This window comes from Nonomuraea roseoviolacea subsp. carminata (genome assembly GCF_024172185.1).
Taxonomy (GTDB): Bacteria; Actinomycetota; Actinomycetes; order Streptosporangiales; family Streptosporangiaceae; genus Nonomuraea; species Nonomuraea roseoviolacea.
Map to the genome: position 1 here is coordinate 1,100,181 of NZ_JAMZEC010000001.1, position 23,423 is coordinate 1,123,603.

Here is a 23,423-nt window from a genome sequence, read left to right on the forward strand (position 1 = left end):
CTCCATCAGTCAAGCTCGCTCGTCCGTACGTCACCGGTATGACAATCCGCGCAGCGCGGAGTAACTCCTCACTGCCGTCGAGGTTATGCGTCGAAGAAGTCACGAGCAAGCAAACGCGTTATCAAGCGTGTCTTACGGGATGGCTTCTCGCCATTCGCCCGGATATCGAGCGATCCCGGGAAATGGCACGTGTACGGCAAGCCACGCTTCCTCCCCCACATTTCCTCACATAAACCACATCAGCCCCATCTTTTCCTGGGGGCCGGGGCCCAAAGGGCCGACCGCCCCGCGAGAAGGCCCCGCCGGGAAAGGGCGGCATCCCCTCGGACGACACCGCCCAGGGGCGCCGCCCCCGCCCGCCGATCCGCAGGGCGCGGACGCTGACCTCCCTCGGGAGACGTCCGGCAGCTCGGCGCACGCGGCCCCCGGGAGACCTCCGGCAGACCCGGACGCGGACCACGGGGACCTCCGGCAGGTCGGCGGGCGCAGAGGCCGGGCAGCGCGTCCTCCAGGCCCGCAGGCGCAGCCCTCTTCGCCGTCCGGCCTCATGGCATGTCCGCTCAGGCCCGCAGACGCAACCCCCGTGGCGTCGGGTGGAAGCCCGCCGCCTCAAGCGCGTCCGCCAGGGGCGACTCGGTGATGGAGGCGCCGTCGGCCCGCTCGACGGTCAGCTTGCCCAGCGCTCCGTCGCGCACGGACAGGGCCAGCGCGTCCACCGCCGGGCGCAGCCGCTCGTCGTCCGTGAACGACAGCAGCGTCTTGCCGCCCCGCTCGACGTACAGCACGAGGAACCCGTCGACCAGCACCACCAGCGCCCCGGCCTTGCGCCCGGGCTTGTGCGCGACGTCGCCGGGATGCGCCGGCCACGGCAGGGCGGCGCCGTAGGGGTTGGCCGGGTCGGCCGCCGCCAGCACCACGGCCCGCCGCGTGCCCCCGCGCTCTCCCGGCCGGAACCCACCGGCCTGCCCGGGAGGCCCGTCGAAGGGCAGGCCGGGGCTCGGCGGCCCGGCGGCGGTCGCGAGGGACGGGGCCATGGCCCGCATCCGGTCGACCGCCCCCGGCAGCGCGAACTGCGCGCCCCCGAGACTCTCGACGAAGTAGCCGCGCCGGCACCGGCCGCTCTCCTCGTACGCGCGCAGCACCTGGTAGACCGGCGAGAACCCACCGGGCAGCCGTTCGGACGTGACCGCGCCACGCGTCAGCACGCCGTGGCGTTCGAGCAGGGCCTCGGCCTGGGCCTGTGCCCGCTGGGTCGCGTCACCGGCCGGTGACGGCAGCAGCCACCACCGCCCACCCACGGTCGGCGGCCCGCTCCGGGTGGGCAGCACGGCCCGGCGGCGCCGCGTGGCGGCCGGGCGGTGCGCGGGACGCCCGGACCCCAGCGTCGCCCGCAGCGGCGCCAGCGTGTCGCCCGACACTCGGCCGGACCACACGAGGTCCCACAGGGCCGTGGCGAGCGTCGTGTCGTCGAGCGAGCCGAGCCGGTCGGACAACCCGCGGAAGAACAGCGCCCCTCCGCCGCCGAGCGCCTCCAGCACCTGGTCGTGGACGGGCGTCATGGTGATCTCGGCGGGTTCGGGCATCAGCAGGGGCGCGGTGTCGGCGAAGTAGAGGGACACCCACCCGTCGCCGCCCGGCAGCGAGCCCTGTCCGGCCCAGATCACCTCGCCGGACGAGGTGAGCTCGTCGAGCAGCGCCGGATGGTAGCCGGGCACCCGCGACGGCAGGACCAGGGACTCCAGCGCCGAGGCGGGCACGGCCGCGCCCTGGAGCTGCTCGACGGCGTGGACCAGCGCGTCCATCGCCCGCGCCGCCCCTGTCACACCGCCGCGGCCGCCCGGACCCATCGCTCCCGAGCCTCCCGGACCCGTCGCTCCTGACGCTCCGGGCCCCGCCGTGCCCGCCGTGCCCGCCATGCTCGCCGGGCCCGCCGGCCCGGCCGAGGCGGTGATGCCGTGCCAGGCCGGCAGGAACAGGGCCAGCGTCTCGGGCGCGACCGGCTCGACCTCCTTGCGCAGCCGGGCGAGCGACCTGCGCCGCAGCATGCGCAGCACGCCCGCGTCGCACCACTCCTCGCCCCGGCCCCCGGGCCGGAACTCGCCGTTGACCACCCGCCCGGACGCGGCCAGGCGGTGCAGCGCGTCGCGCACCACGGCCACCCCCAGACCGAAGCGGGCCGCCGCCGTACCCGCGTGGAACGGCCCCCGCGTGCGGGCGTGACGCGCCACCAGGTCGGCCAGCGGGTCGGCGACCGGCTCCAGGAACGCGTGGGGCACCCCCACCGGCGGCGGCACGCCCAGCGCGTCGCGCATCCGCGCCGCGTCCTCGATGGCCGCCCACTGCTCCTCGCCCGCGACGCGCACCCGGATCGCCCGCCGCGCGCGTTCGAGCTCCTCCAGCCAGGCGGGGTCGCCGCCGCGCACGCTCACGTCGGGCGCGAGCAGCGGCCCGTGCGAGCGCAGCAGGTCGGCGAGGTCCTCGGCGTCGCGCAGCGGCCGGTCGAGCCTGGCCAGCTCCCGCTCGGCGTCGGAGATCACGTCGGGGTCGAGCAGTTCGCGCAGGTCGGCCTGGCCCAGCAGCTCGGCCAGCAGCGAGGTGTCCAGGGCCAGCGCCTGCGCCCGCCGCTCGGCCAGCGGCGCGTCGCCCTCGTACATGAACGCGCCCACGTAGTGGAACAGCAGCGACGCCGCGAACGGCGACGCCTGCGACGTCTCCACCTCGACCACGCGCACCCGGCGCGCGGCGATGTCGCGCATCAACTGGACCAGCCCCGGCACGTCGAACACGTCCTGCAGGCACTCGCGCATCGTCTCCAGCACGATCGGGAACGACGCGTACTTCGAGGCCACCCCCAGCAGGTGGGCCGCCCGCTGGCGCTGCTGCCACAGCGGGCTGCGCCGGCCGGGGGTGCGGCGCGGCAGAAGCAGCGCCCGTCCGGCGCACTCCCGGAAGCGCGAGGCGAACATCGCCGATCCGCCCAGCTCCTCGGTGACGATCTGCTCGATCTCCTCGGCGTCGAACGCCGCCACGTCGGACGGCGGCTCGGCCAGCGTGTCGGGGATGCGCAGCACGATGCCGTCGTCGGAGTGCACGGCCTGCACGTCGAGGCCGTAGCGCTCGTGCAGCCGCCGGTTGACGGCCAGCGCCCAGGGCGCGTGGACGCGGGCGCCGTACGGGGAGTGGATCACCACCCGCCAGTCGCCCAGCTCGTCGTGGAAGCGCTCGACCACGAGGGTGCGGTCGTCGGGGACGTAGCCGGTCGCCTCGCGCTGCTCGGCCAGGTAGGACTGAAGGTTGGCGGCGGCGTACTCGTCGAGCCCCGCGGCCCGCGCGCGCTCGGCCGAGCCGTCGGCGGCCTGCTCGCGCAGGAACGCGCCGATGGCCCTGCCCAGCTCGGCCGGCCGCCCGGGGGCGTCGCCGTGCCAGAACGGCAGCTTGCCCGGCTGGCCCGGAGCCGGGGAGACGAGGACGCGGTCGGCCGTGATGTCCTCGATGCGCCACGACGTCGCGCCGAGCACGAACACGTCGCCGACCCGCGACTCGTAGACCATCTCCTCGTCCAGCTCGCCGACCCGCGACGCCTTCTCGCCGACCAGGAACACGCCGAACAGGCCGCGGTCGGGGATGGTGCCGCCGTTGGTGACGGCCAGCCGCTGGGCGCCCGGCCGGCCGCGCAGGGTGCCCGTCACCCGGTCCCACACGAGGCGCGGGCGCAGCTCGGCGAACTCCTCGCTCGGGTAGCGGCCGGCCAGCATGTCGAGCGTGGCCTCCAGCGCGGTGCGCGGCAGCGTGGCGTAGGGGGCGGCGCGCCTGACGACGGCCTCCAGCTCGTCGACGGTCCACTCGTCGAGGGCGGTCATCGCCACGATCTGCTGGGCGAGCACGTCGAGGGGGTTGCGGGGGTAGCGCAGCTCCTCGATCTCGCCGCTCTTCATGCGCTCGGCGACCACCGCGGTCTGGACGAGGTCGCCGCGGTACTTGGGGAAGATCACGCCCTTGGACACGGCGCCCACCTGGTGGCCGGCCCGGCCGATGCGCTGCAGGCCGCTCGCCACGCTGGGCGGCGCCTCGACGCAGGCGACCAGGTCGACCGCGCCCATGTCGATGCCCAGCTCCAGGCTGGAGGTGGCGACCACTGCGGGCAGCCGGCCCGACTTGAGCGCCTCCTCGATCTGCGCCCGCTCCTCCTTGGAGACCGAGCCGTGGTGGGCGCGGACGATCTCGGTCGGCACGCCCTTGCTCGCTCCGGCCTGGGCCATCATCTCGGCGGGCGTCCGCCGGACCGGCGCGCCGTCACCCGACCGCCGCCCGCCCTCCGGGGCGGGCTCACCGTCGGGGGCGGGCTCACCGTCGGGGGCGGTCTCCCAGATCGACAGGTCGACGGTGTCCGTCCCGTAGGCGCGCTCGTACGCCAGCTCGTTGAGCCTCGTGCACAGGCGCTCGGCAAGCCGCCGGGAGTTGGCGAACACGATCGTGGAGCTGTGGGCCCCGATGAGGTCGAACAGGCGGTCCTCGACGTGCGGCCAGATGGAGCGGCTCGCCGGATCGGGCATCAGGTCACCGCCGCCGCCGTCACCGTCGCCGTCGCCGTGGTCGCGGCGGGGCGCGCCCTCCATCTCCGTCATGTCCTCGACCGGGACGACGACGTCGATCTCGATGCGCTTGTCGGAGGGCGGCTGCACCACCGTCGCCGGCCGGGAGCCGCCCAGGAACGCCGCCACCTCGCTGACCGGCCGGACCGTCGCCGACAGGCCGATCCGCTGGGCGGGCCGGTCGAGCAACGCGTCGAGCCGTTCGAGGCTGAGCGCGAGGTGGGCGCCGCGCTTGGTCGCCGCGACGGCGTGCACCTCGTCGATGATCACCGTGCGCACGTCGCGCAGCGCCTCGCGCGCCTGGCTGGTGAGCAGCAGGAACAGCGACTCGGGGGTCGTGATCAGGATGTCGGCCGGCCTGGCGGCGAACCGCCTGCGGTCCTCGGCGGGGGTGTCGCCGGACCGGATGGCCACCGAGATCTCCGGCACGGGCAGACCGAGCCGCCTGGCCGTCTGCTTGAGCCCGGTCAGGGGGGCGCGGAGGTTGCGCTCGACGTCCACGGCCAGCGCCTTGAGCGGCGAGACGTAAAGGACCTTCGTACCGCCTCGGCGGGAGGCGTCGTCCTTGGCGCCCCCGCGGCGGGAAGTGCCGTCCTTGCCGCCGCGCCCGCCCCGCCGATGCGGCCCCGACGTCCCGGTCGGCTCCGCGTCCGCGGGATGCTCGGCGTGCTCGGCGGCCAGCCGGTCGAGCGACCACAGGAACGCCGCCAGCGTCTTGCCGGAGCCCGTCGGCGCGACGACCAGCGTGTTGTCACCCCGGGCGATGGACCGCCACGCGCCCTCCTGGGCGGTGGTGGGCGCGACGAAGGCCCCGGAGAACCACTCCCTGGTCACCTGGCTGAAATGGTCGAGCGAGCTCACCTGCCCATAGTGCCTCGCCGTACCGACAGAAAACGCATTGTGGCCGCCCAGGGTGGTTGAGCGGCACGCAGGCGGACATAGAGCGACCGTGAGCATCGACAACACAGCCATGGACGCGCGCCGTGACGAGATCAGGGAGCGCTACCTCTTACCGCGCCGGCCTCCCAGCAGCGCCCGCGGCCTGCACCACTTCGCCCTGGTGTCGTCGGACGTGGAGCGGACGGTCCTGTTCTACCAGGAGCTCCTGGAGTTCCCGCTCACGGAGATCATCGAGAACCGCGACTACAAGGGCTCCAGCCACTTCTTCTTCGACATCGGCAACGGCAACCTGCTGGCCTTCTTCGACTTCCCGGGGCTCGACCTCGGCCCGTACCAGGAAGTGCTCGGCGGACTGCACCACATCGCCATCTCCGTCGACCCGGCCACGTGGGAGCGCCTGCGCGGGAAGCTGGAGATGGCCGGCGTGCCGCACCAGATCGAGAGCGGCGCCTCCATCTACTTCCGCGACCCCGACGGCGCCCGCCTGGAGCTGCTCGCCGACCACCTCGGCGAGATGTACGGCTCACGCGTGCTCTGACCCCGCGCGACGCCGTCCCGGTCCCCTCTGGCCGTGACCGATCCACGCTCGCGGTTGCCCGCTGTCGCGGGACCCGCGCCGCCGGCCGGACGGACACCGGTCGTGTGACCGGGCGCGACCTAGCGCCGCGACGCCCGGCGCGTCCTCGGCAGGCCCACGCGCGGTTCGCGCCTGAGGCCGGCGTGCCGCTCGGACCTGTCGGCCTTCTCCTTCCGCACGGCCAGCCGTTGCGCCAGCCGTAACGCGCGGCGCCTGAGGCGGTTCGCCTTGATCTTGGCGGTCTTCGGGGGCGAGGGTTTGTGAGTCTTGGCCATGGGTCTGTCCTACCCATGGCGTGGGTGGTCCCATACTTGAGTGATGCGGTTGACCGAGTTCTGGAGACGGATGCGCGCCCACTTCGGCGACGCCTACGCCGACTCCTGGGCGCGTGACTACGTCCTGGCGCCGCTGGGCGGCCGCACAGTCACGCAGGCGCTGGCGGAGGGCGAGAGCGCCAAAACCGTCTGGCGGGCGGTCTGCCAGGTGGAGGACGTACCGCCGCAACTGCGCTGACCCGGACCACCCTCCGCCGGCCCTCAGGATCGCCTCAAGGGGGATCGCGGGCTTCGGGATGGAGAGGCCAAAGGACGCAGCGCTCGGGGATCGTCTCACAGGGACTTCGCGTGGGGCGGGGTGTCGAGCGTCCGCCGCAACGCACCGGCCGTGCGCGTCAGCTCGTCCACGCGCCCCTGTCCGCCGGGCGCCCACAGGAAGATCCATCCGCCGCGCGAGGGAGTGGCGAAGATGATCGTCTGCCGCCCTGTCTGCGGATGCCACACCCAGAGCATCGGGTCGTCGCCGCCGATCATGCGGCTCACCAGCCCCTGCTCGGGCAGCAGCTCAGCGAGAGCCTCCAGATGGGCGCGCCGCTCTCCGGTGTACGTGCCTGACACGTCGCCGCCTCCAACCCTCTACCCTTGACTCTCCCCCGCCCATGACGCCCGACAACACACACGCCGCAAACCACCGCACATCCGGGTGAACCTGGACGTACCGTCGCGACACGCTCACACAGCGCCCCGACGAGAGACCGCCGACCGCGACCGAACGAGAGACGCCACCGACGGGCACGGAGCACGTTCGGCCGCGGCCCCGCCGGGCCCGCTCCGCCCGGGCGCGGAGCGTCGCGGGCACTGAGCCGCGTGTTACCGATGTGATCGAACAGCCGTTCGGCTACCATGGAGAACGCCGGGGACCCCGCCTCCCCGACACTCCGCAGAAAATGTCGGTGGCAGGCCGTAGCTTTCACTCGACTGAATCGGACCACGACCCTTCAGGGGGAGCTCCCATGGCTATCAACGACCGCGAGAAGGCCCTCGAGACCGCCCTCGCCCAGATCGAGCGGCAGTTCGGCAAGGGCTCCGTCATGCGCCTCGGCGATGACGCCAGGGCTCCCATCGAGGTGATCCCCACCGGCTCGATCTCCCTCGACGTGGCGCTGGGCATCGGGGGTCTGCCCCGTGGCCGCATCGTCGAGATCTACGGTCCGGAGTCGTCCGGTAAGACCACGATCGCCCTGCACGCGGTGGCCAACGCCCAGCGGGCGGGCGGCATCGCGGCGTTCATCGACGCCGAGCACGCGCTCGACCCCGAGTACGCCAAGAAGCTGGGCGTCGACACCGACGCGCTGCTGGTCTCCCAGCCCGACACCGGTGAGCAGGCGCTCGAGATCGCCGACATGCTGATCCGGTCCGGCGCCGTCGACATCATCGTCATCGACTCGGTGGCCGCGCTGGTGCCCAAGGCCGAGATCGAGGGCGAGATGGGCGACAGCCACGTGGGTCTGCAGGCCCGCCTCATGTCCCAGGCCCTGCGCAAGGTGGCCGGCGCCCTCAACAGCACCGGCACCACCGCCATCTTCATCAACCAGCTCCGCGAGAAGATCGGCGTCATGTTCGGCTCGCCCGAGACCACGACCGGTGGTAAGGCGCTCAAGTTCTACGCCTCGGTCCGCATGGACATCCGCCGCATCGAGACTCTCAAGGACGGCACGGAGGCGGTCGGCAACCGCACCCGCGTCAAGGTCGTGAAGAACAAGATGGCCCCGCCCTTCCGGGTGGCCGACTTCGACATCCTCTACGGCGTGGGCATCTCCCGCGAGGGCGGCCTGATCGACATGGGCGTCGAGCACGGCTTCGTCCGCAAGTCCGGCGCCTGGTACACCTACGAGGGCGACCAGCTCGGCCAGGGCAAGGAGAACGCCCGTAACTTCCTGAAGAACCACCCCGACATGGCCAACGAGATCGAGAAGAAGATCAAGGACAAGCTGGGTGTCGGCCCGCGCCTCGACGCCCCCGCCGAGGCCGCCCCGCCGGCGCCGCCCGCCCCCGCCTCCACGGGCCGCGGCGCGAAGGCCGCCGCCGCGCCGAAGCCCGGTGACGTCTGATCGGTCATCCCCCCATGAGTGAACACCGGCCATCGGCAGCGCCATGAGCGGCGACGACCAGGCGCCCCACGATCGCGACTGGGGCGCCTGGCCAGACCTCCCGCTTTCCTCGGCCGACCGCAAGGTCAGACGCGGCCGACGAAACCCGGCGACCGGGTCAGACTCGGGATTGGGATCGGGATCGGGGTCCGGCTGGGGCTCGACATTCGATTCGTCCCCTTCGGGCTCGTCCGCTGGGTCCCGTTCCGATGCGTCGGGTGGGTCCCGTTCGGCCTCATCCGGCTCCCGGCCCGGTTCGGCCAGGTCTCGTGCCGGTTCGTCGTCGGGCTTCCGTCCCGGTCGTCGGTCGGGCTCCGGCTGGAACCAGAGCCAGGACGGGCGGAGCGGCCGGAGACGAGGCGGCTCGTCCGACGACGGCACGAGCGCCTCGCAGGGCCAGGCGTGGGGCGACACCCGCGATCAGGGCCGACGCGGCCAGGAACGACGTGGTCAGGAGTGGGGCGACCAGGCCGCCACCACCTCACCGTCCGTGGACGGCTGGCCGTCCCTGGCCGAGTGGCAGGAACAACGCACCCAACGCGCAGCCTCTGCCACCCCCGGCTCCCACCACGAAGACCACGAACAGACCCCGCACGACGAGGACACCGACACCCACCCCCCGCTGTCCAGCACCGCAGGCCCCTCCGCCCGAACCGAAGCCACCCACGACAGCGGCATCAACCGGTCCCCCGCTCCCTCCTGGGATGCCCAACCATCCCCGACCATCGCCCCGTCATGGGCGAGCGCCGGCTCGGAGCCTGCGTGGGATCCGGAATCACAGGCCGCTCTGCCCTCCTGGGCAGCGGAGCCACCGCGGGCACTTGACCTTTCGGCGTCGGAGTCGGAGTCGAAGCCGGGGACCGAGCCGTCGTGGGCGCCTGCGCCTGTGCAGCCTGCGTGGAATCCAGACCCGCGGGACTCCCATGCCGCCGCTGGAAACGAGCCATCGCGGGCGAGTGCGCCTTCGGGCTTTTCATGGGAGCCGGCCCCGCAGAAGGCGCACCCTTTCTGGGAGAGCACGCCATCGCAGCCAGCCGCCCCTTCAGGGCTTTCAGACACTCACCCCTTCTGGGGAAACACGCCGTCGCCGGCAGCCGACCACGCGGATTCGCAGGACCCTCAAAGCCCTCGGGGAAGTGAGCCGTCAGGCTTCTCGTGGGAGCCGGGCGCACAGGACACTCACCCCTTCTGGGCAAGCGCACCATCGTCGGCAACCTCTTCATGGGGACCGAAGTCGCAGGACACTCAGCCCTCTCTGCAGGCCGAGCCGCCGGGAGACGAGGAGCCATCCTCTGCGGCCGGGGGTTCCCAAGAAGCCAAGCCACCCGTTGAGGCGGAACCGCCCCTCGACACCCACCGCTCTTCCGCCCCTGAGGTGACCGCAGTCAGCGACCACCCTGCGAACGAGAACTCCCCCTCGACCGGCGAGCGCACCACCAGCCAAGAGTCCACCCGAAGCGGAGGACCCACGGAAGGCCGGGAGTCCGTCATCACCCAGGAGTCCACCACAGCCGCCGGGGCCACCGCGAGCGGCGAGGCCGTCACCAGCGAGGGGCCCATCCCGGGCGGCGAGCCAATCACAGCCCAGGAAGCCGCCGCCGGTACGGAATCCGCCAGCAGCCGACTGGCCGCCGCCCGGCAAGAGCGCACCACCAGCCGAGAGCCCACCGTGGGCGAAGGGCCCCTCGCCGCTGGAGAGCCCACCGCCGGCAGCGCGTTTGTCTCGGGTGCCGAGCACTCGACTGGCAGCCTGGAAGGGTCTTCCACCGAGGACGGCATTCCGGAAGGGACGATCGCGGACTCGCGCAGCCTGGAAGACGTCTCCACCGACTCCGGCCGCTCGCACGAGCCCTTCACCGACTCCGGCACCCCGGAAGCCTCCGCCAGCACCAGCGACCCGCAGGAGTCCGCCCCGCGAAATCTCGCCGCCGACTCCGGCAGCCCGCAAGGAACCTCCGCAGAACCCCTCAGCCCGCAAGGAACCTCCGCGGAACCCCTCAGCCCGGAAGGGGCCTCCGGCAGTTCCGGCGATCCCCAAGGGTCCTCCGCCGACTGGGCGCCGTGGTTCGCGCGGTCCGAGCCAGACCGCGGCGAGGCCGCGGCAAGCACCGAGTCGCCCTCACTTGGGTGGGCCGGTGACAGCGAGGACGACAACGCATCCGAACCCCTGACTAAGGGGCGAGGGCGCCGATACGGAAAGGGGCGCTCCCGGGACGGCCGTGGAGGGCGCGGAAGGCGGTCCACCGGAGCGGGCCGGGGATGGTTGCCGGACGGGCCCGACGAAGGCTCGTCCGCGGCGGCGGCGCCCCAGGCCGACCCCGAGGCGGTGGCACGAGCCATCTGCCTGCGGTTGCTCACGATGGCGCCCAAGACGCGCGCCCAGCTCGCCGAGGCACTGCGCAAGCGTGACGTACCCGACGAAGCGGCGCGGGCGGTGCTCGACCGGTTCTCCGAGCTGGGGCTGATCAACGACGAGGCGTTCGCGGAAGCCTGGGTCGACTCGCGTCACCACGGTCGCGGCCTCGCCAAGCGCGCCCTGGCCGCCGAACTGCGCCACCGCGGCGTCGACTCCGAGACGGTGAACGAGGCCGTGGAACGGCTCGACCCCGACCAGGAGGCCGAGACGGCCCGCCGCCTCGTGGACCGCAAGCTCGCCTCCACCCGCAACCTCGACCCCCAGACGCGCACCCGCCGCCTCGCCGGCATGCTGGCCCGGAAGGGCTACCCCTCCGGGCTCGCCTTCCGCGTCATCAAGGAGGCGCTGGCGGAGGAGGGCTTGGAGGTGGAGGAGGACTATCCCTGAGGGGGCGAGCTCTTCACGAAACTTCGCGCGTCAGGCGGTCGTCGCTCGGATCAGGTCGTCCACCACTCTGGTGAGGTCGCCGGTGGTCGCGTGAGTGCGGAGCTGGCGGGTGGCGCCCGAGCCTCTTCGGAGCAGCCGGGCCAGGCCGTCCTGGACGAGTTCCAGGTCGCCCGACTCGGCCAGCGCGGCCCGTACATGGTTCAGGAGGCGGCAGGCCAGTACGGGGGCGGGGACGAGGGCGCCCGTACGCAGGTCGAGGCTGTCGCCGGCGAGCCCGTCGCGCGCGGCGCGCCAGTAGGCGGCCCGCAGCACCTCCGGCGGCACGGGCAGTCCCCGGTCGCCGCCGGCCACGTCGCGCAGGGCCGTCACGACGAGGGCGCGCACCAGGCCGGCGAGGGTGGCGCTGTCGCCCACGTCCAGCGGCACGTCCGTGACGCGCACCTCGACGGTCGGGAGGCGAGGCGACGGGCGCACGTCCCAGAACACCGTGCGCCGGTCCATCAGCGCCCCCGACTCCGTCAGCGCTTCCAGGGTCTGCTCGTAGGCGGCGTACGAGGGGAAGTACGGCGGGGCGCCCGAGACGGGCCAGCGGCCCCAGCTGATCACCCGCCAGGAGGCGTATCCCGTGTCGCGGCCCGCGAAGAACGGCGAGTTGGCGGCCAGCGCGATCAGCGTGGGCAGCCAGGGACGAAGATGGTTGGCCACGTAGACGGCGTGCTCGTCGTCCGGCACGTCCACGTGGACGTGGAGGGCGCAGATGCTGATCTCGTCCTGGAGGGCGCGGTAGAGCTCGCGGCCGTGCTCGTAGCGGGCGTCGTCGCCGAGCGGGGGCCGGGCGACGTCGCCGAGGACGGGGCAGCCGCTGGCCATCACGGACAGGCCGCACGACCGCGCCGCCCCGGCCACGTCCTTGCGCGTCAGGCGCAGGTCGGTGGCCAGCGCGTCCAGATCGGACGTCGGCGCCGTGCGGGCCTCCACCTGGAAGCGGGTGATCTCCTGGTCGACGTCGAGCGCCCCCGAGGCTCTGGCCAGGACCTCGGCCGCCCGGGGGACGACCTGACGGGTGCGCGGGTCGACGACGAGATACTCTTCCTCGATCCCGATCAGCAAAGCCACGACCACCTCACAGCGCGCTCAGCGAACCACCTCCGTACCGTTCTTTTGTGGTTTGTGCCCGTTGGTGCGCCCGGGCGAACCGCTTCACCGATCTTCGCCGCCGTTTCCACGGTCCTTCTTCCTTCCTTTACGGCCGGCACGGGAGGGCCCACCCACCGCACGGGGCCGGCCCCCGTCCAGGGGAACGCTCCTCCGGTTCCCCGGCTTGCCGCCGTGACGTGCGCGTCGTGGGCCGTCCACGTGGTGATCCCGTAGCGGGAAACCGCTTACTCTTGTGCGGGCCCGAGGGTCGTGGAAAACTGCCGAGCAGACGCAACTGTTAAGAATCTTTCCAGTAAGCGTGGCCTGGCGTCCCCGTCCTCCTGCCCGAGGGAGCTTCGAACCGCATGGAGAACCCCCCGACCGAGACGACATCCGTCGCATGACCGTGTGGGCCTACGCCCGGGCCACTTCGTGCGCGCAGGGCGACACGCTGCCTTTCGTCGTCTCCGGGATCGCGCCGGTCGAGGTGGCCGACGTGGCGAGCGACCGGGTGGTGTTCACCGGTGTCGCGACGCCCGGCTGGGAGCTGGAGATCGGCGCCGACTGGCCCAGCTCGCTCTACCGGGCGCGGTTCGGGCCCGAGGTGCCCTGGCCGCAAGGGCTGCCGGGCGCGGCGCCCTGCCCGGACAACGAGGTCTTCTTCGTGGTCCGCGAGGCGGTGCCCGCCGCGCCGATCCTGGTCAGCGTGCCGTTCACCACGTGGCAGGCGTACAACAGGGCGGGTCTGCCGGGGCAGGGCCTCTACTGGACCGAGTCGCCGGTGCGCGCGGGCCGCGTGAGCTTCGACCGGCCGGGCGGCGGCCCCTGTCCGGAGCGCTGGGAGTTCGGCCTGATCCGGTGGCTGCGACCGGCCGGCTACGACGTCGCGTACTGCTCGAACCTCGACCTCGACCTCGATCTCGGAGGCGGACCGGAGCTGCTGGCGCGGCGCCGCGTCCTCGTCGTGAACGGCCACGACGAGTACTGGTCGGACGGGATGCGCGACGCGGTCGAGGAGTTCGTGCGGCGCGGCGGGAACCTGGCCGTCTTCTCCGGCAACACCGCGTGGTGGCGGATCCGGCTGGAGGACGGCGGGCGGACCATGGTGTGCCACCGCGACGCGCTGTGCGACCCCGTGGACGACCCCCGGCTGGCGACCGTCGAGTGGTCGTCCGCCGGCCGGCCCGAGAACGCGCTCACCGGCGTCAGCTTCCGCGCCGGGGCGGGCACGTGGGGGCCGGACATGCGGCGCATGCTGGACGAGTCCTACACGGCGCGCTTCGCCGGCCACTGGGTGTTCGAGGGGACGGGGCTGAAGGACGGTGACCCGTTCGGGCAGGGCTGCCTGGGCTACGAGACGGACGCGGCCGAGGTCGAGGAGATCGGCGGCGTGCCCCGGGCCACGTGCCGCGACGGGACGCCGGCGTCGTTCGTCGTGCTGGCCACGGCGGACCTGCGGCACTGGAGCGCCTACGGCCAGGGCGGGACGGCCACCATGGGGATCTTCACCAGCGGCCTGGGCACCGTGTTCAACGCGGCCACCGTCAACTGGGGCAACACCCTGCACGACCCGGTCGTGGAGCGCGTCACCCGCAACGTGCTCGACCGCTTCAGCGGCGCGGCGCCCGCACCCGCGTGGGAGGTCATCGGGCCCGCCGGGACGGACGTCCGGGCGCTGGCGGTGCGCGATCGGACGCTGTACGCGGCGGACGGGGCGGGGGGCCTGCTGCGGCGGGAGCTGTGCGGGCAGAACCTGCCCTGGGAGCCCGCCGGGACCGCCGGCGCCGCCGTCAGGACGGCCGAGGCCGAAGAGGCCGCCGGAGGCCCCGAATCCGGCAAGGTCGCCGGGGGCGTCGTCGCGCTGGCCGTGCCGAGGGAGGCCGCAGCAAGGTTCTCCGTGGGGCTGTACGGGCTGACCGACACCGGGCGGCTCATCCGATGGGACGGCGCGGACGCCTGGGCGGATCTCGGGGCGGCGCCCTCGGGGGCGACGGGGCTCGCGATCGCCGACTGCACGTTCTACGCGGCGACGGAGGACGGGGAGCTGTGGCGGCGGCCGTTCGCCTCCCAGGGGTGGGAGCCGGCGGATGCGATCCGGCCGCCCGGGGCCGTCTCAGGAGACATCCGGGTGAGCGGGCTGGCGGCCATGAGCGGGCGGCTGTTCGCGGGCCTCGCCGACGGGCGGGTGCTCACCGCACTGCCCGGCGGCGCATGGGAGGAGTACGACGTGAGACTCGTTGCGGCGGTCTTCACGGCGCACGCGGGCGCGCTGGTGGCGGCCGACCGCGAGACCGCGCTGAGCCGCCACACCGTCCGCCGCAGCCCTCTCATCCGGCGATGACGGAGAAGGGCCTCAGAGGGACGTCGGGCCGTAGAGGGCGTGCGAGGCCCCGGTGGTGAAGGCCCAGTAGCGGTCCCCGTACGACCAGTGCCACCACTCGGTCGCGTAGTTGACCAGCCCCACCGGCTCCAGCGCCCCGGCCAGGATCTTGCGGTGCCGGCGCGCCGCCTCCGGCAGGTCCGGGGCCGCCGTGTAGCACAGCCCGCCGCTCTGCTCCGGCGTGTCGTTGATCGCCGTGCCCATGTCGTACTCGGCCCCGTCGGGATCGCACAGGGTGAGGTCCACGGCGGCGCCGGCCGTGTGCGGGGCCACCTCGACGGGTGAGACGTAGCGGCTGGTGGCCGAGCGCAGCTCGTCCGGCGTCAGGCCGGGGAAGCGTCCGGCCAGCTCGGCGCGGTAGCCGTCGAAGATCTGCCGCTGCGCGGCGATCGTCCGGTGCCCCTCGACGATCAGCAGGTGGTACCCGTCGGGCAGGGTGCGCTCGGCGCGTTCGAGCCGGTCGACGACGCCCTGCCTCAGGTGGGCGTACGCGCCCTCCGGATCGGCCATCCGCTCGTCCACCCGCAGCCGGCCGCGGACGTCGACCAGCGGCTCGCCGGCGTCTTCGAGGGGAATCGCGGCGACACGCGGATCGGAGATCAGCACGATGTCGCCAGTTGGGTGCCACATGTGCAGCAATTCTCACACAGTGTCGGAGAAGACCTGTTCCCGGGCTTGCTCCAACGCGGCCACCAGAGCCCCGCGCAGGACGGGGTTGCCGGTCACTCCCGTGGCCGCGACCGTGGACCGGCTGGGGCTGATCCTGGCCGCGGCGGTCTCGACGCGCGCGGCGAGCTCCGCGCCGCCCGCCTTGCCCACGTCGCCGGCGAGCACGATGAGCCCGGGGTCGAGGACGACGCTGACGGCGGCGACGGCCACGGCCAGCCGGGCGGCGACCGCGTCGAGGAAGCCGGTGTTGCCGGCGGCGACCGCGGCCTCCACCAGCCCGGCGACCGACCCCGCGCGCGAGGCCGCAGCGACGGGGTGTTCGGGGTCGCCCGCCTCGTCCCCGTCCACGAGCCCATGGGCGCGGGCCAGGGCGGTCAGCGCCTTGCGGCCCACGAGCCGCTGGTACGACCCCGACTGCGGCCGCCCCACGTCGTCCGGCAACGGCTCCCCCGGCACCGGCAGCCAGCCGATCTCCCCCGCCCCTCCGGTGGTGCCGCGCCGCAGCCGCCCGTCCAGCATGACGCCGAGCCCCTGCCCCACCCCCGCCCACATGACCACGAAGTCGTCGTGCCCGGCGGCGGCGCCGTGGCGGTGCTCGGCGAGGGCGACGAGGTTGACGTCGTTCTCGATGGTCACGGACGCCCCGAGCGAGCGGCGCAGACTGGCGAGCACGCCCGTGTGCCAGGCGGGCAGGTCGTACGAGAAGCGCATGTCGCCCGTGCGGGGGTCCACGACGCCGCGCGTGCCGATGACGAACGCCCGGAGCTGCCCGAGCGTGATGCGGGCAGAGGCGCAGGCCCGCTGGACGGCGTCGTGGACGGCGGCGACGGGGTCCTCTCCCCCGGCGGGGTCCACGACGATCTCCGCCACGACGCGGCCGGTGATGTCGGCGACGCCGACGGTGATGGAGTCGGGCAGCACCTCCAGCCCGGCGACGTGGGCGCTGGAGGGCACGACGCCGTACAGGGCGGCGTTGGGGCCGCGGCCGCCGGCCCGTTCGCCGGCGACGTGGACGAGCCCGCGCTCCTCCAGCCGGGCGAGGAGCTGCCCGGCCGTGACCTTGGACAGGCCGGTCCGCTCGCCCAGCTCGGCGCGGGTCAGCGGGCCCTCGGAGATGAGCAGTTCGAGCGCGCTGCGGTCGTTGAGCCGGCGCAGCAGCCTGGGGACGCCCGGGTTGAGTGTCACGGGCTCCCTCCCCTCTCGTCACGAAACGCTAACGCCGGTTTCTTTTAAGAAAGTTTCTTGTTAGTTTACCACCATTCGACACTGACGATCAGCCAGGTGCGGGACCCCCGGGCTCGGCACCCGTATGAGCGCAGACCCCCGACGCGTTTTAGCCGGGAAGGGAGAACCCTAGTGAGGATCGCGAAGACCACGGCCGCTACGGTCACCACGGCCGCCTTGGCCCTGGGACTGGCCGCGTGCGGCGGCTCCTCCGAGCCGTCCAAGAGCCAGCCGGCGCAGTCCGCCTCGGCCGCCGGTCCCAAGTTCGCGGGCCAGAGCCTCACCGTCTGGCGTCTCGGCGACCCCAACGAGCCGTCGCAGAAGTACATGGACGACCTCGTCGCGGAGTTCAAGACGCAGACCGGCGCCGACGCGAAGGTCCAGTGGATCCCGTGGCCGCAGGTCAACGACAAGTTCACGGCCGCCGCGGCCGGCGGTGAGGGCCCCGACGTGACCGAGATCGGCAACGACCAGGTGCCGCTGTGGCAGAGCCAGGACGCCCTGGCCCCCGTCACGTCGATCACCACCTCCGGCGAGCAGGCCCAGATCCCGAAGAACCTGTTCGGCCTGGAGACCATCGACGGCGAGGTCTACGCCATGCCGTGGGGCGCCGGCACCCGCGCGGTCATGTACCGCACGGACTGGTTCAAGGAGCTCAAGATCGAGGTCCCGAAGACCTGGGACGAGCTGCTGGCCGCCGCCAAGAAGATCCAGGAGAAGAAGGGCAAGGACGTCGACGGGTTCGCCTTCAACGGCGGCTCCGACGCCAACCACCTGCTCGGCGCGCTCGCCTGGTCCGAGGGCGGCGATTACGCGGTCAAGGAGGGCGGCAAGTGGGTGGGCAAGCTCACCGACCCCGCCTTCAAGGCCGGTTTCGCGTCGTACACGGGGATCGTCACCTCCGGCGTGTCCGGCAAGTCGCGCCTGACGCAGAACACCACCGACATCCGCACCCGCTTCTCCAACGGCAAGGTCGGCATGTACCTCACGGCCTCGTGGGACATCGCCACCATCAAGGAGGAGAGCAAGGGCAAGATCAAGGACGACCAGATGGCGTTCTTCCCGCTGCCCTCCAAGAGCGGCGGCGAGACCCCGGCGTTCTTCGGCGGCAACGACATCGCCGTCTGGAACGACGCCAAGAACAAGGAGCTCGCGACCGAGTTCGTGAAGCTGGCCTCCGGCAAGAAGTGGGCCGACCGCTACGCCAAGGACGGCGGCCTGCTCCCGGTCTACCCGGACACCCTGGCCGAGCTGGCCAAGGACCCGGCGCAGGCGCCGTTCGCCGCCGCCTTCGCCAAGGCCAAGGCCTTCCCCGCCGACCCGCAGTGGACCGAGGCCAACGAGACCAAGGCCGTCCTGCAGAACGCGGCCCGCTCGGTCATCGAGGGCAAGGCCACCGCGGATGACGCGCTGGCCGCGGCCAACAAGGAACTCGAAGACATCCTGAACCAGTCGTGACGATGACGGACACGTCAACCCTCGCCCGGGGCGGAGCCACCTCTGCCCCTGGGCGGCGCCGCGGCTCGCGCAGGCCCCCCCGCGCCGGCGGCATGCCGGCGTGGGCGGTGCCCTACGTCCTGCTCGTCCCCGGCATGCTGGTCATCGCGGGACTGCTGCTGTACCCGATGGTGCAGATGGCGATCATCTCGTTCCAGGACATCAGCCTGCGGGTCATCCGCGGCGTCGCGGAACCGAAGTGGGTCGGGCTCGAGAACTACCGGCGCATCCTGGACAACGAGATCTTCCGGTCCGCGCTGCGCAACACGGTCGTCTTCGCGCTCGTCACCGTGACGCTCACGCTGGTGCTCGGGACCGCGGTCGGCGTGCTGCTGCACCGGCTCAGCAAGCGCATGTCCACGTTCGTGATCATCGGGATCATGTCGGCGTGGGCGGTGCCCCCGGTGGCGCAGGGCACGATCTGGCGCTGGCTGTTCGACGCCGAGGCCGGCGTCATCAACTGGGCGCTGAACCTGCTGCCCGACTGGCTGTCGTCGCTGGTGTTCGGCCGGGCCGACTGGTCGGGCCAGCCGTGGCTGAACGACTCCTGGTCGGTGTACGTGGTGCTGGTGCTGACCGTGGTGTGGGCGTCCTTCCCGTTCGTCGCGGTGTCGGTGCTGGCCGGGCTCAAGGGCATCCCGTCCGAGCTGTACGAGGCGGCCCGGGTGGACGGCTCCACCCCGTGGCGCACGTTCAGGACGATCACCTTCCCGCTGCTCAAGCCGGTCTTCGCCGTGCTGACCATCCTGTCGATCATCTGGGACTTCAAGGTGCTCAGCCAGCTCTACGTGCTGCTCAACGGGCCCACCAACCGCGAGGCGTTCAACCTGTCCCTCTACTCGTACGCCGAGGCGTTCAAGGCGCCGCCGAAGATGGGCACGGGGGCGGCGATCGCGATCGTGCTGACGATCATCCTGCTCGTCGTGACCGCCTTCTACACCCGGCAGATGGTCAAACAGGAGGACCTGGCATGAACCCGCTCGCCCGCAAGCGGCTCACCCGGGCCGCGCTGAACACGGCCGGAGTGCTGGTCTTCCTCTTCGCCGTCTTCCCCGTCTACTGGATGGTCTCGACCTCGTTCAAGGCGAACGACCAGATCTTCACCACGAGCTTCATCCCGTTCCCCACGCACTTCACCGTCGAGCACGTCGAGCGTGTCCTGACCGAGGGCGTGGCGGGCAACCCCATCTGGGTCTACATGCGCAACAGCGCGATCGTGGCGCTCGGCACCGTGCTCGTCGGGTCGGCGTTCGCGCTGCTGGCGGCGACCGCGGTGGCGCGCTTCCGGTTCAGGGGGCGCACCGCGTTCCTCGTCACGCTGCTCGTCGTGCAGATGATCCCGTGCGAGGCGCTGGTCATCCCGCTCTTCCTGAACGTCAAGCGCCTCGGCCTGTACGACAACCTGCTCGGGCTCATCGTGATCCAGGTGGGCATCACGCTGCCGTTCGGCGTCTGGATGCTGCGCACGTTCGTCGCGGCGGTGCCCAGGTCGCTGGAGGAGGCCGCGTGGATCGACGGCGCGAGCCGGTTCACCACGTTCAGGAAGGTGCTCTTCCCCCTGGTGGCGCCGGGGCTGGTGGCCACGAGCATCTTCTCGTTCATCACTGCCTGGAACGACCTGATCTTCGCGCTGGTGCTGATGAAGGAGAGCTCCGGCTACACGATGCCGGTCGCCCTGCAGTACTTCTTCGGGCAGCGCGGCACCGACTGGGGCGCCATCATGGCGACCTCCACGCTGATGACGCTGCCCGTCATCGCCTTCTTCCTGCTGGTGCAGCGCCGCATGGTCTCCGGCCTGGTGGCCGGGGCCGTCAAGGGCTGACCCTCCCCTGCCGCGGTCCCCGGCACGGCCGGCGTCCCTCCACACGCCGGTCCGTGCCGCGGACCGCCCTGTCCGGATCGAGGAACCATGAGTCACAGTGATCGGGGGCTGCGCCGCCTCGCGGCGGGCACGCTGCTGGCCGCGTTCGAGGGCACGACCGCGCCCGACTGGGTGCTGAGAGAGCTGGAGAACGGCCTCGGCGGCGTCACGCTCTTCGGCTTCAACGTCACCGAGCCGGACGCGCTGGCCGAGCTGACCGCCTCCCTGCGGGCCGCCGGCGACCCCGTCGTCTCGCTGGACGAGGAGGGCGGGGACGTCACCCGGCTCGCCTACCACGTCGGCAGCCCGTACCCGGGCAACGCCGCGCTCGGCGCGGTGGACGATCCCGACCTCACCCGCCGCGTCTACCGGGCGATCGGCGCGGAGCTGGTCGCCTGCGGGGTCAACCTGGACATGGCGCCGGACGCCGACGTCAACACCGCGGCGGACAACCCGGTCATCGGCACCCGGGCGTTCGGCGACGACCCGGAGCTGGTCGCCCGGCACACCGTCGCGGCCGTCGAGGGGCTCCAGGCGGTCGGAGTGGCCGCCTGCGTCAAGCACTTCCCCGGCCACGGCGCCACCACCGTGGACTCGCACCTCGACGTGCCCTTCGTGGACGTGCCGCTGGACGTGCTGCGGGCCAGGGAGCTGGCGCCGTTCCGGGCGGCCGTCGCCGCGGGCACCAAGTCGATCATGACGGCGCACGTCGCGGTGCCGGCGCTGACCGGTGACCGCCCGGCCACCCTCTCCTCGGCCGCGCTCACCGGGCTCCTGCGCGGCGAGCTCGGCTACCGGGGGGTGGTGATCTCGGACGCGCTCGACATGCAGGCCATCACCGACGGCGTGGGACTGGCCGAGGGGGCCGTCCAGTCCCTGGCCGCCGGCGCCGACCTGCTGTGCCTCGGGCCGAAGCCGGGGCCGGAGGACGTGGCCGGCATCATCGAGGCGATCATGGCGGCGGCCCGGGAGGGGCGGCTGCCGGTGGAGCGTCTGGAGGAGGCCGCGGCCCGTACGACGGCGCTGCGCACCTGGTTCGGCACGCGCGCCGGCGCCGCCCGCGCGGTCCGCTCCGCCGCCGCGCCGGAGAGCGGGCACGGCGACGGGACGCCGCCGGCAGGACAGAACGGCGGGACGCCGCGGGCCGGCCAGGGCGGCGGCACGCCGCAGAACGCGCAGGGCGGCGGCACGTCGCAGGACGGGCAGGGTGTCGGGACGCTGGAGGACGGGCGCGGCGGGGGCCCCGTCTCGATCGGGCTGCACGCCGCGCGGCGCGCCGTCCGTCTCGACGGCTCGGCCGGACCGCTGACCGACCCGCTGGTGGTGGAGGTGGACACCCCGCCGACCATCGCGGTCGGGGACGTGCCGTGGGGCGTCGCGCCGTGGCTGCCGCAGGCCGAGGTGCTCCGGGTACGGCCCGCCGACGCGGACGCGGGCGCCCTGCTGGAGCGCGCCACCGGCCGGTCGCTGGTGGTGATCGTCAAGGACGCCCACCGTTACGCCGACAGCCGGGCGCTGGTGTCGGCGCTGGTGGCCGCGCGGCCCGACACGATCGTGGTGGAGATGGGCCTGCCGGTGTGGCGGCCGGGCAGCGCGGCCTACATCGCCACGTACGGTGCGGCTCGCGCCAACGCCCAGGCGGCCATGGAGCTCCTCACCGCCTGACGACCGCCCGCCCCACCGAGCCGAGAAGCCGAAGGCCCGCAGGCGAAGACACGCAGGCGAAGGCCCACGGGGGAAGGCCCGCTGGGGAAGCCCACCGAGAAGCGCCGCCGAGAAGGCCCGCCGGGAAGGCCCGCCGGGAAGGCCCGCCGGGAAGGCCCGCCGGGAAGGCCCGCCGGGAAGGCACACCGAGAAGGCACACCGCCTCCCCGGCGGGCCTTCCCGCGTGCGTGGCGCTCCCAACCGCGCGGACGGGCGGTGCGCCAGAGAGGGACGAGGGCCGCGTCATGGGAAGGGATGCATGACGAACGGCGGCGCGTCAGAGGTGGAGGCGCGTCATCAGGTGCCGCTGTCGTTCACGGGGTGGGGGTGCGTCTCGGGGTGGCAGTGCGTCAAGTGGGGCCGACGCCCTCTGGGGCGCGGCTGGTCGGTGCATGCCCCAGGAGGCGGGTTCAGGAGGCGAAGATCTCCTCGTGGGCCTGCTGGAGGGCGGCCAGGACGGCGCCGCGCAGCACCGGGTTGCCCTCCAGGGTGCTGGTCGTCACCTGCGGACGTACGGGGCAGATGCGGGCGACGGCCTCCTCCACCCGGGCGGTGAGGGCGCGCCCGCCCGCGTGCCCCACCTCGCCGCCCAGCACGACCAGCCCCGGGTCGAGGATCACGCACACCGCGGCCACCCCCAGCGCCAGCCGGTGGGCCAGCTCGTCCAGCAGCGGCTCGCCCCGGTCGCCCGCCGCGAGCGCGACCTCCACGCACTCCCGCGCGCCGGCCGCCGCGAAGCCGTAGCCGGCGGCGAGCTCGGCCACCGCCTCGGCACTGACCAGCGACTGCAGGCCGCCCGCCAGCGCGGGCAGCCGCCCCGGCGAGGTGCGGATCTCCTCGGGCAGCGGCGCGCCCGGCACCGCGAGGTAGCCGATCTCGCCCGCGCTGCCCGAGCGGCCCCGGTGCAGCTTGCCGCCGAGCATGACGGCCAGGCCGAGCCCGCGGCTGGCCCACAGCAGCACGAAGTCGTCGAGGCCCTCGGCGGCCCCGTCGGCGCGCTCGGCGACGGCGGCGAGGTTGACGTCGTTCTCGATGGTGACCTCGCGCTTGAGCTCACCGGCCAGCGCCTCGTGGCTGCCCTCGTGCCAGCCCGGCAGGTCGAAGGCGTAGCGGACGTCGCCGGTGCGGGGATCGACCACGCCGGGCGTGCCGATCACGACGCCGCGCAGCTTGCCGACGCCGACCTTGGCGCTGCGGCAGGCCTTCATGATGGCGCCGTGGACCACGGGGACGAGGTCGTCGTGGCCGTTGGGGGCGAAGGTGACCTCGGCGACCGTGCGGCCGTGGATGTCGGCGACGGCCGCGGAGACCTGTTCCGGCCCGACCTCCAGGCCGGCCACGTACGCGCTGGAGGGGATGACGGAGTAGAGCGCCGCGTTGGGCCCCCGGCCGCCGGCCTGGGCGCCGACGACCTCGACCAGGCCGCGCTCCTCCAGCCGGGCGAGCGTCTGGGAGGCGGTGACCTTGGACAGTCCGGTCAGGTCGCCGATCTGCCCCCGGGTCATCGGACCCGTGGAGAGCAGCAACTCGAGCGCGGCCCGGTCGTTGATCTCCCTGAGCAGTCTGGGCACACCAGGGCGTCGCTCCACGCTGAATCCCACCGTCTAATCGAAAAGGTTGTTGGAAGTTTAGCGCTCCTCCCGCCGCCGATCAG

Annotated in this window: 16 protein-coding genes; 9 read left to right on the forward strand and 7 right to left on the reverse strand. The window is 73.0% G+C overall.

Annotated elements, in window-relative coordinates; translation table 11 throughout:
* Positions 1-560: 560 nt before the first annotated feature.
* Positions 561-5,453, reverse strand: coding sequence for an ATP-dependent helicase (locus tag HD595_RS05030; RefSeq protein WP_253766045.1), 4,893 nt, complete (start codon positions 5,451-5,453; stop codon positions 561-563).
* An 88-nt stretch (positions 5,454-5,541) separates the two neighbouring features.
* Here HD595_RS05030 and HD595_RS05035 point away from each other — a divergent pair, with 88 nt between their 5' ends.
* On the forward strand, positions 5,542-6,030 hold the full coding sequence (locus HD595_RS05035; protein ID WP_253766047.1) for a VOC family protein: 489 nt from the start codon (positions 5,542-5,544) through the stop codon (positions 6,028-6,030).
* 119 nt (positions 6,031-6,149) lie between these two features.
* Here HD595_RS05035 and HD595_RS05040 read toward each other — a convergent pair whose 3' ends face one another.
* The gene (locus tag HD595_RS05040) at positions 6,150-6,344 is read right to left on the reverse strand and encodes a hypothetical protein (RefSeq protein ID WP_253766049.1); all 195 of its coding nucleotides are present in this window, start codon (positions 6,342-6,344) and stop codon (positions 6,150-6,152) included.
* Between the two features lie 43 nt (positions 6,345-6,387).
* Between HD595_RS05040 and HD595_RS05045 the strand changes: the two genes are divergently transcribed.
* Positions 6,388-6,582 carry a DUF3046 domain-containing protein gene (locus HD595_RS05045; RefSeq protein WP_175599808.1) on the forward strand — a complete coding sequence of 65 codons (195 nt, stop codon included), beginning with the start codon at positions 6,388-6,390 and terminating at the stop codon, positions 6,580-6,582.
* A gap of 95 nt (positions 6,583-6,677) precedes the next feature.
* Here HD595_RS05045 and HD595_RS05050 read toward each other — a convergent pair whose 3' ends face one another.
* On the reverse strand, positions 6,678-6,962 hold the full coding sequence (locus HD595_RS05050) for a hypothetical protein (RefSeq protein WP_253766051.1): 285 nt from the start codon (positions 6,960-6,962) through the stop codon (positions 6,678-6,680).
* 395 nt (positions 6,963-7,357) lie between these two features.
* Here HD595_RS05050 and recA point away from each other — a divergent pair, with 395 nt between their 5' ends.
* Both recA and recX read left to right on the forward strand, forming a co-directional pair.
* On the forward strand, positions 7,358-8,455 hold the full coding sequence (gene recA / locus HD595_RS05055) for a recombinase RecA (RefSeq protein WP_253766053.1): 1,098 nt from the start codon (positions 7,358-7,360) through the stop codon (positions 8,453-8,455).
* A 2,302-nt stretch (positions 8,456-10,757) separates the two neighbouring features.
* Entirely contained in the window at positions 10,758-11,297 is a 540-nt protein-coding gene (gene recX / locus HD595_RS05060) for a recombination regulator RecX (RefSeq protein ID WP_253766055.1), read from the forward strand.
* A gap of 30 nt (positions 11,298-11,327) precedes the next feature.
* Here the strand turns inward: recX and HD595_RS05065 are convergent, their stop codons facing one another.
* Positions 11,328-12,413 (reverse strand): carboxylate-amine ligase, encoded by a 1,086-nt coding sequence (locus HD595_RS05065; RefSeq protein ID WP_253766057.1) that lies wholly within the window; start codon positions 12,411-12,413, stop codon positions 11,328-11,330.
* Between the two features lie 421 nt (positions 12,414-12,834).
* Here HD595_RS05065 and HD595_RS05070 point away from each other — a divergent pair, with 421 nt between their 5' ends.
* On the forward strand, positions 12,835-14,775 hold the full coding sequence (locus HD595_RS05070) for a N,N-dimethylformamidase beta subunit family domain-containing protein (RefSeq protein WP_253766059.1): 1,941 nt from the start codon (positions 12,835-12,837) through the stop codon (positions 14,773-14,775).
* Between the two features lie 12 nt (positions 14,776-14,787).
* Here the strand turns inward: HD595_RS05070 and HD595_RS05075 are convergent, their stop codons facing one another.
* Both HD595_RS05075 and HD595_RS05080 read right to left on the reverse strand, forming a co-directional pair.
* On the reverse strand, positions 14,788-15,444 hold the full coding sequence (locus tag HD595_RS05075) for a M15 family metallopeptidase (protein ID WP_253766061.1): 657 nt from the start codon (positions 15,442-15,444) through the stop codon (positions 14,788-14,790).
* A 12-nt stretch (positions 15,445-15,456) separates the two neighbouring features.
* Positions 15,457-16,668 (reverse strand): ROK family transcriptional regulator, encoded by a 1,212-nt coding sequence (locus tag HD595_RS05080; RefSeq protein WP_253766063.1) that lies wholly within the window; start codon positions 16,666-16,668, stop codon positions 15,457-15,459.
* A 171-nt stretch (positions 16,669-16,839) separates the two neighbouring features.
* On the opposite strand from HD595_RS05080, the gene HD595_RS05085 reads away from it, so the two are divergent.
* From HD595_RS05085 to HD595_RS05100, 4 genes are all read left to right on the forward strand, one after another.
* Entirely contained in the window at positions 16,840-18,165 is a 1,326-nt protein-coding gene (locus HD595_RS05085) for an extracellular solute-binding protein (protein ID WP_253766065.1), read from the forward strand.
* A 92-nt stretch (positions 18,166-18,257) separates the two neighbouring features.
* Positions 18,258-19,178, forward strand: coding sequence for a carbohydrate ABC transporter permease (locus tag HD595_RS05090; protein ID WP_253766067.1), 921 nt, complete (start codon positions 18,258-18,260; stop codon positions 19,176-19,178).
* The gene (locus tag HD595_RS05095; protein WP_253766069.1) at positions 19,175-20,026 is read left to right on the forward strand and encodes a carbohydrate ABC transporter permease; all 852 of its coding nucleotides are present in this window, start codon (positions 19,175-19,177) and stop codon (positions 20,024-20,026) included. The genes HD595_RS05090 and HD595_RS05095 overlap by 4 nt, the downstream gene beginning before the upstream one ends.
* Before the next feature lie 87 nt (positions 20,027-20,113).
* Positions 20,114-21,730 (forward strand): glycoside hydrolase family 3 protein, encoded by a 1,617-nt coding sequence (locus HD595_RS05100; protein ID WP_253766071.1) that lies wholly within the window; start codon positions 20,114-20,116, stop codon positions 21,728-21,730.
* Between the two features lie 449 nt (positions 21,731-22,179).
* Here the strand turns inward: HD595_RS05100 and HD595_RS05105 are convergent, their stop codons facing one another.
* A complete protein-coding gene (locus tag HD595_RS05105) occupies positions 22,180-23,358 on the reverse strand; it encodes an ROK family transcriptional regulator (protein WP_253766073.1) in 1,179 nt (392 codons plus the stop codon).
* Positions 23,359-23,423 lie beyond the last annotated feature (65 nt).

What these genes read in the sequence shown, in the direction of transcription:
- HD595_RS05040 (WP_253766049.1), bottom strand. Translation starts at nt 6,344, where the DNA reads ATGGCCAAGACTCACAAACCCTCGCCCCCGAAGACCGCCAAGATCAAG.
- HD595_RS05045 (WP_175599808.1), top strand. Translation starts at nt 6,388, where the DNA reads ATGCGGTTGACCGAGTTCTGGAGACGGATGCGCGCCCACTTCGGCGAC.
- recA (WP_253766053.1), top strand. Translation starts at nt 7,358, where the DNA reads ATGGCTATCAACGACCGCGAGAAGGCCCTCGAGACCGCCCTCGCCCAG.
- HD595_RS05070 (WP_253766059.1), top strand. Translation starts at nt 12,835, where the DNA reads ATGACCGTGTGGGCCTACGCCCGGGCCACTTCGTGCGCGCAGGGCGAC.
- HD595_RS05075 (WP_253766061.1), bottom strand. Translation starts at nt 15,444, where the DNA reads ATGTGGCACCCAACTGGCGACATCGTGCTGATCTCCGATCCGCGTGTC.
- HD595_RS05090 (WP_253766067.1), top strand. Translation starts at nt 18,258, where the DNA reads ATGCCGGCGTGGGCGGTGCCCTACGTCCTGCTCGTCCCCGGCATGCTG.
- HD595_RS05095 (WP_253766069.1), top strand. Translation starts at nt 19,175, where the DNA reads ATGAACCCGCTCGCCCGCAAGCGGCTCACCCGGGCCGCGCTGAACACG.
- HD595_RS05100 (WP_253766071.1), top strand. Translation starts at nt 20,114, where the DNA reads ATGAGTCACAGTGATCGGGGGCTGCGCCGCCTCGCGGCGGGCACGCTG.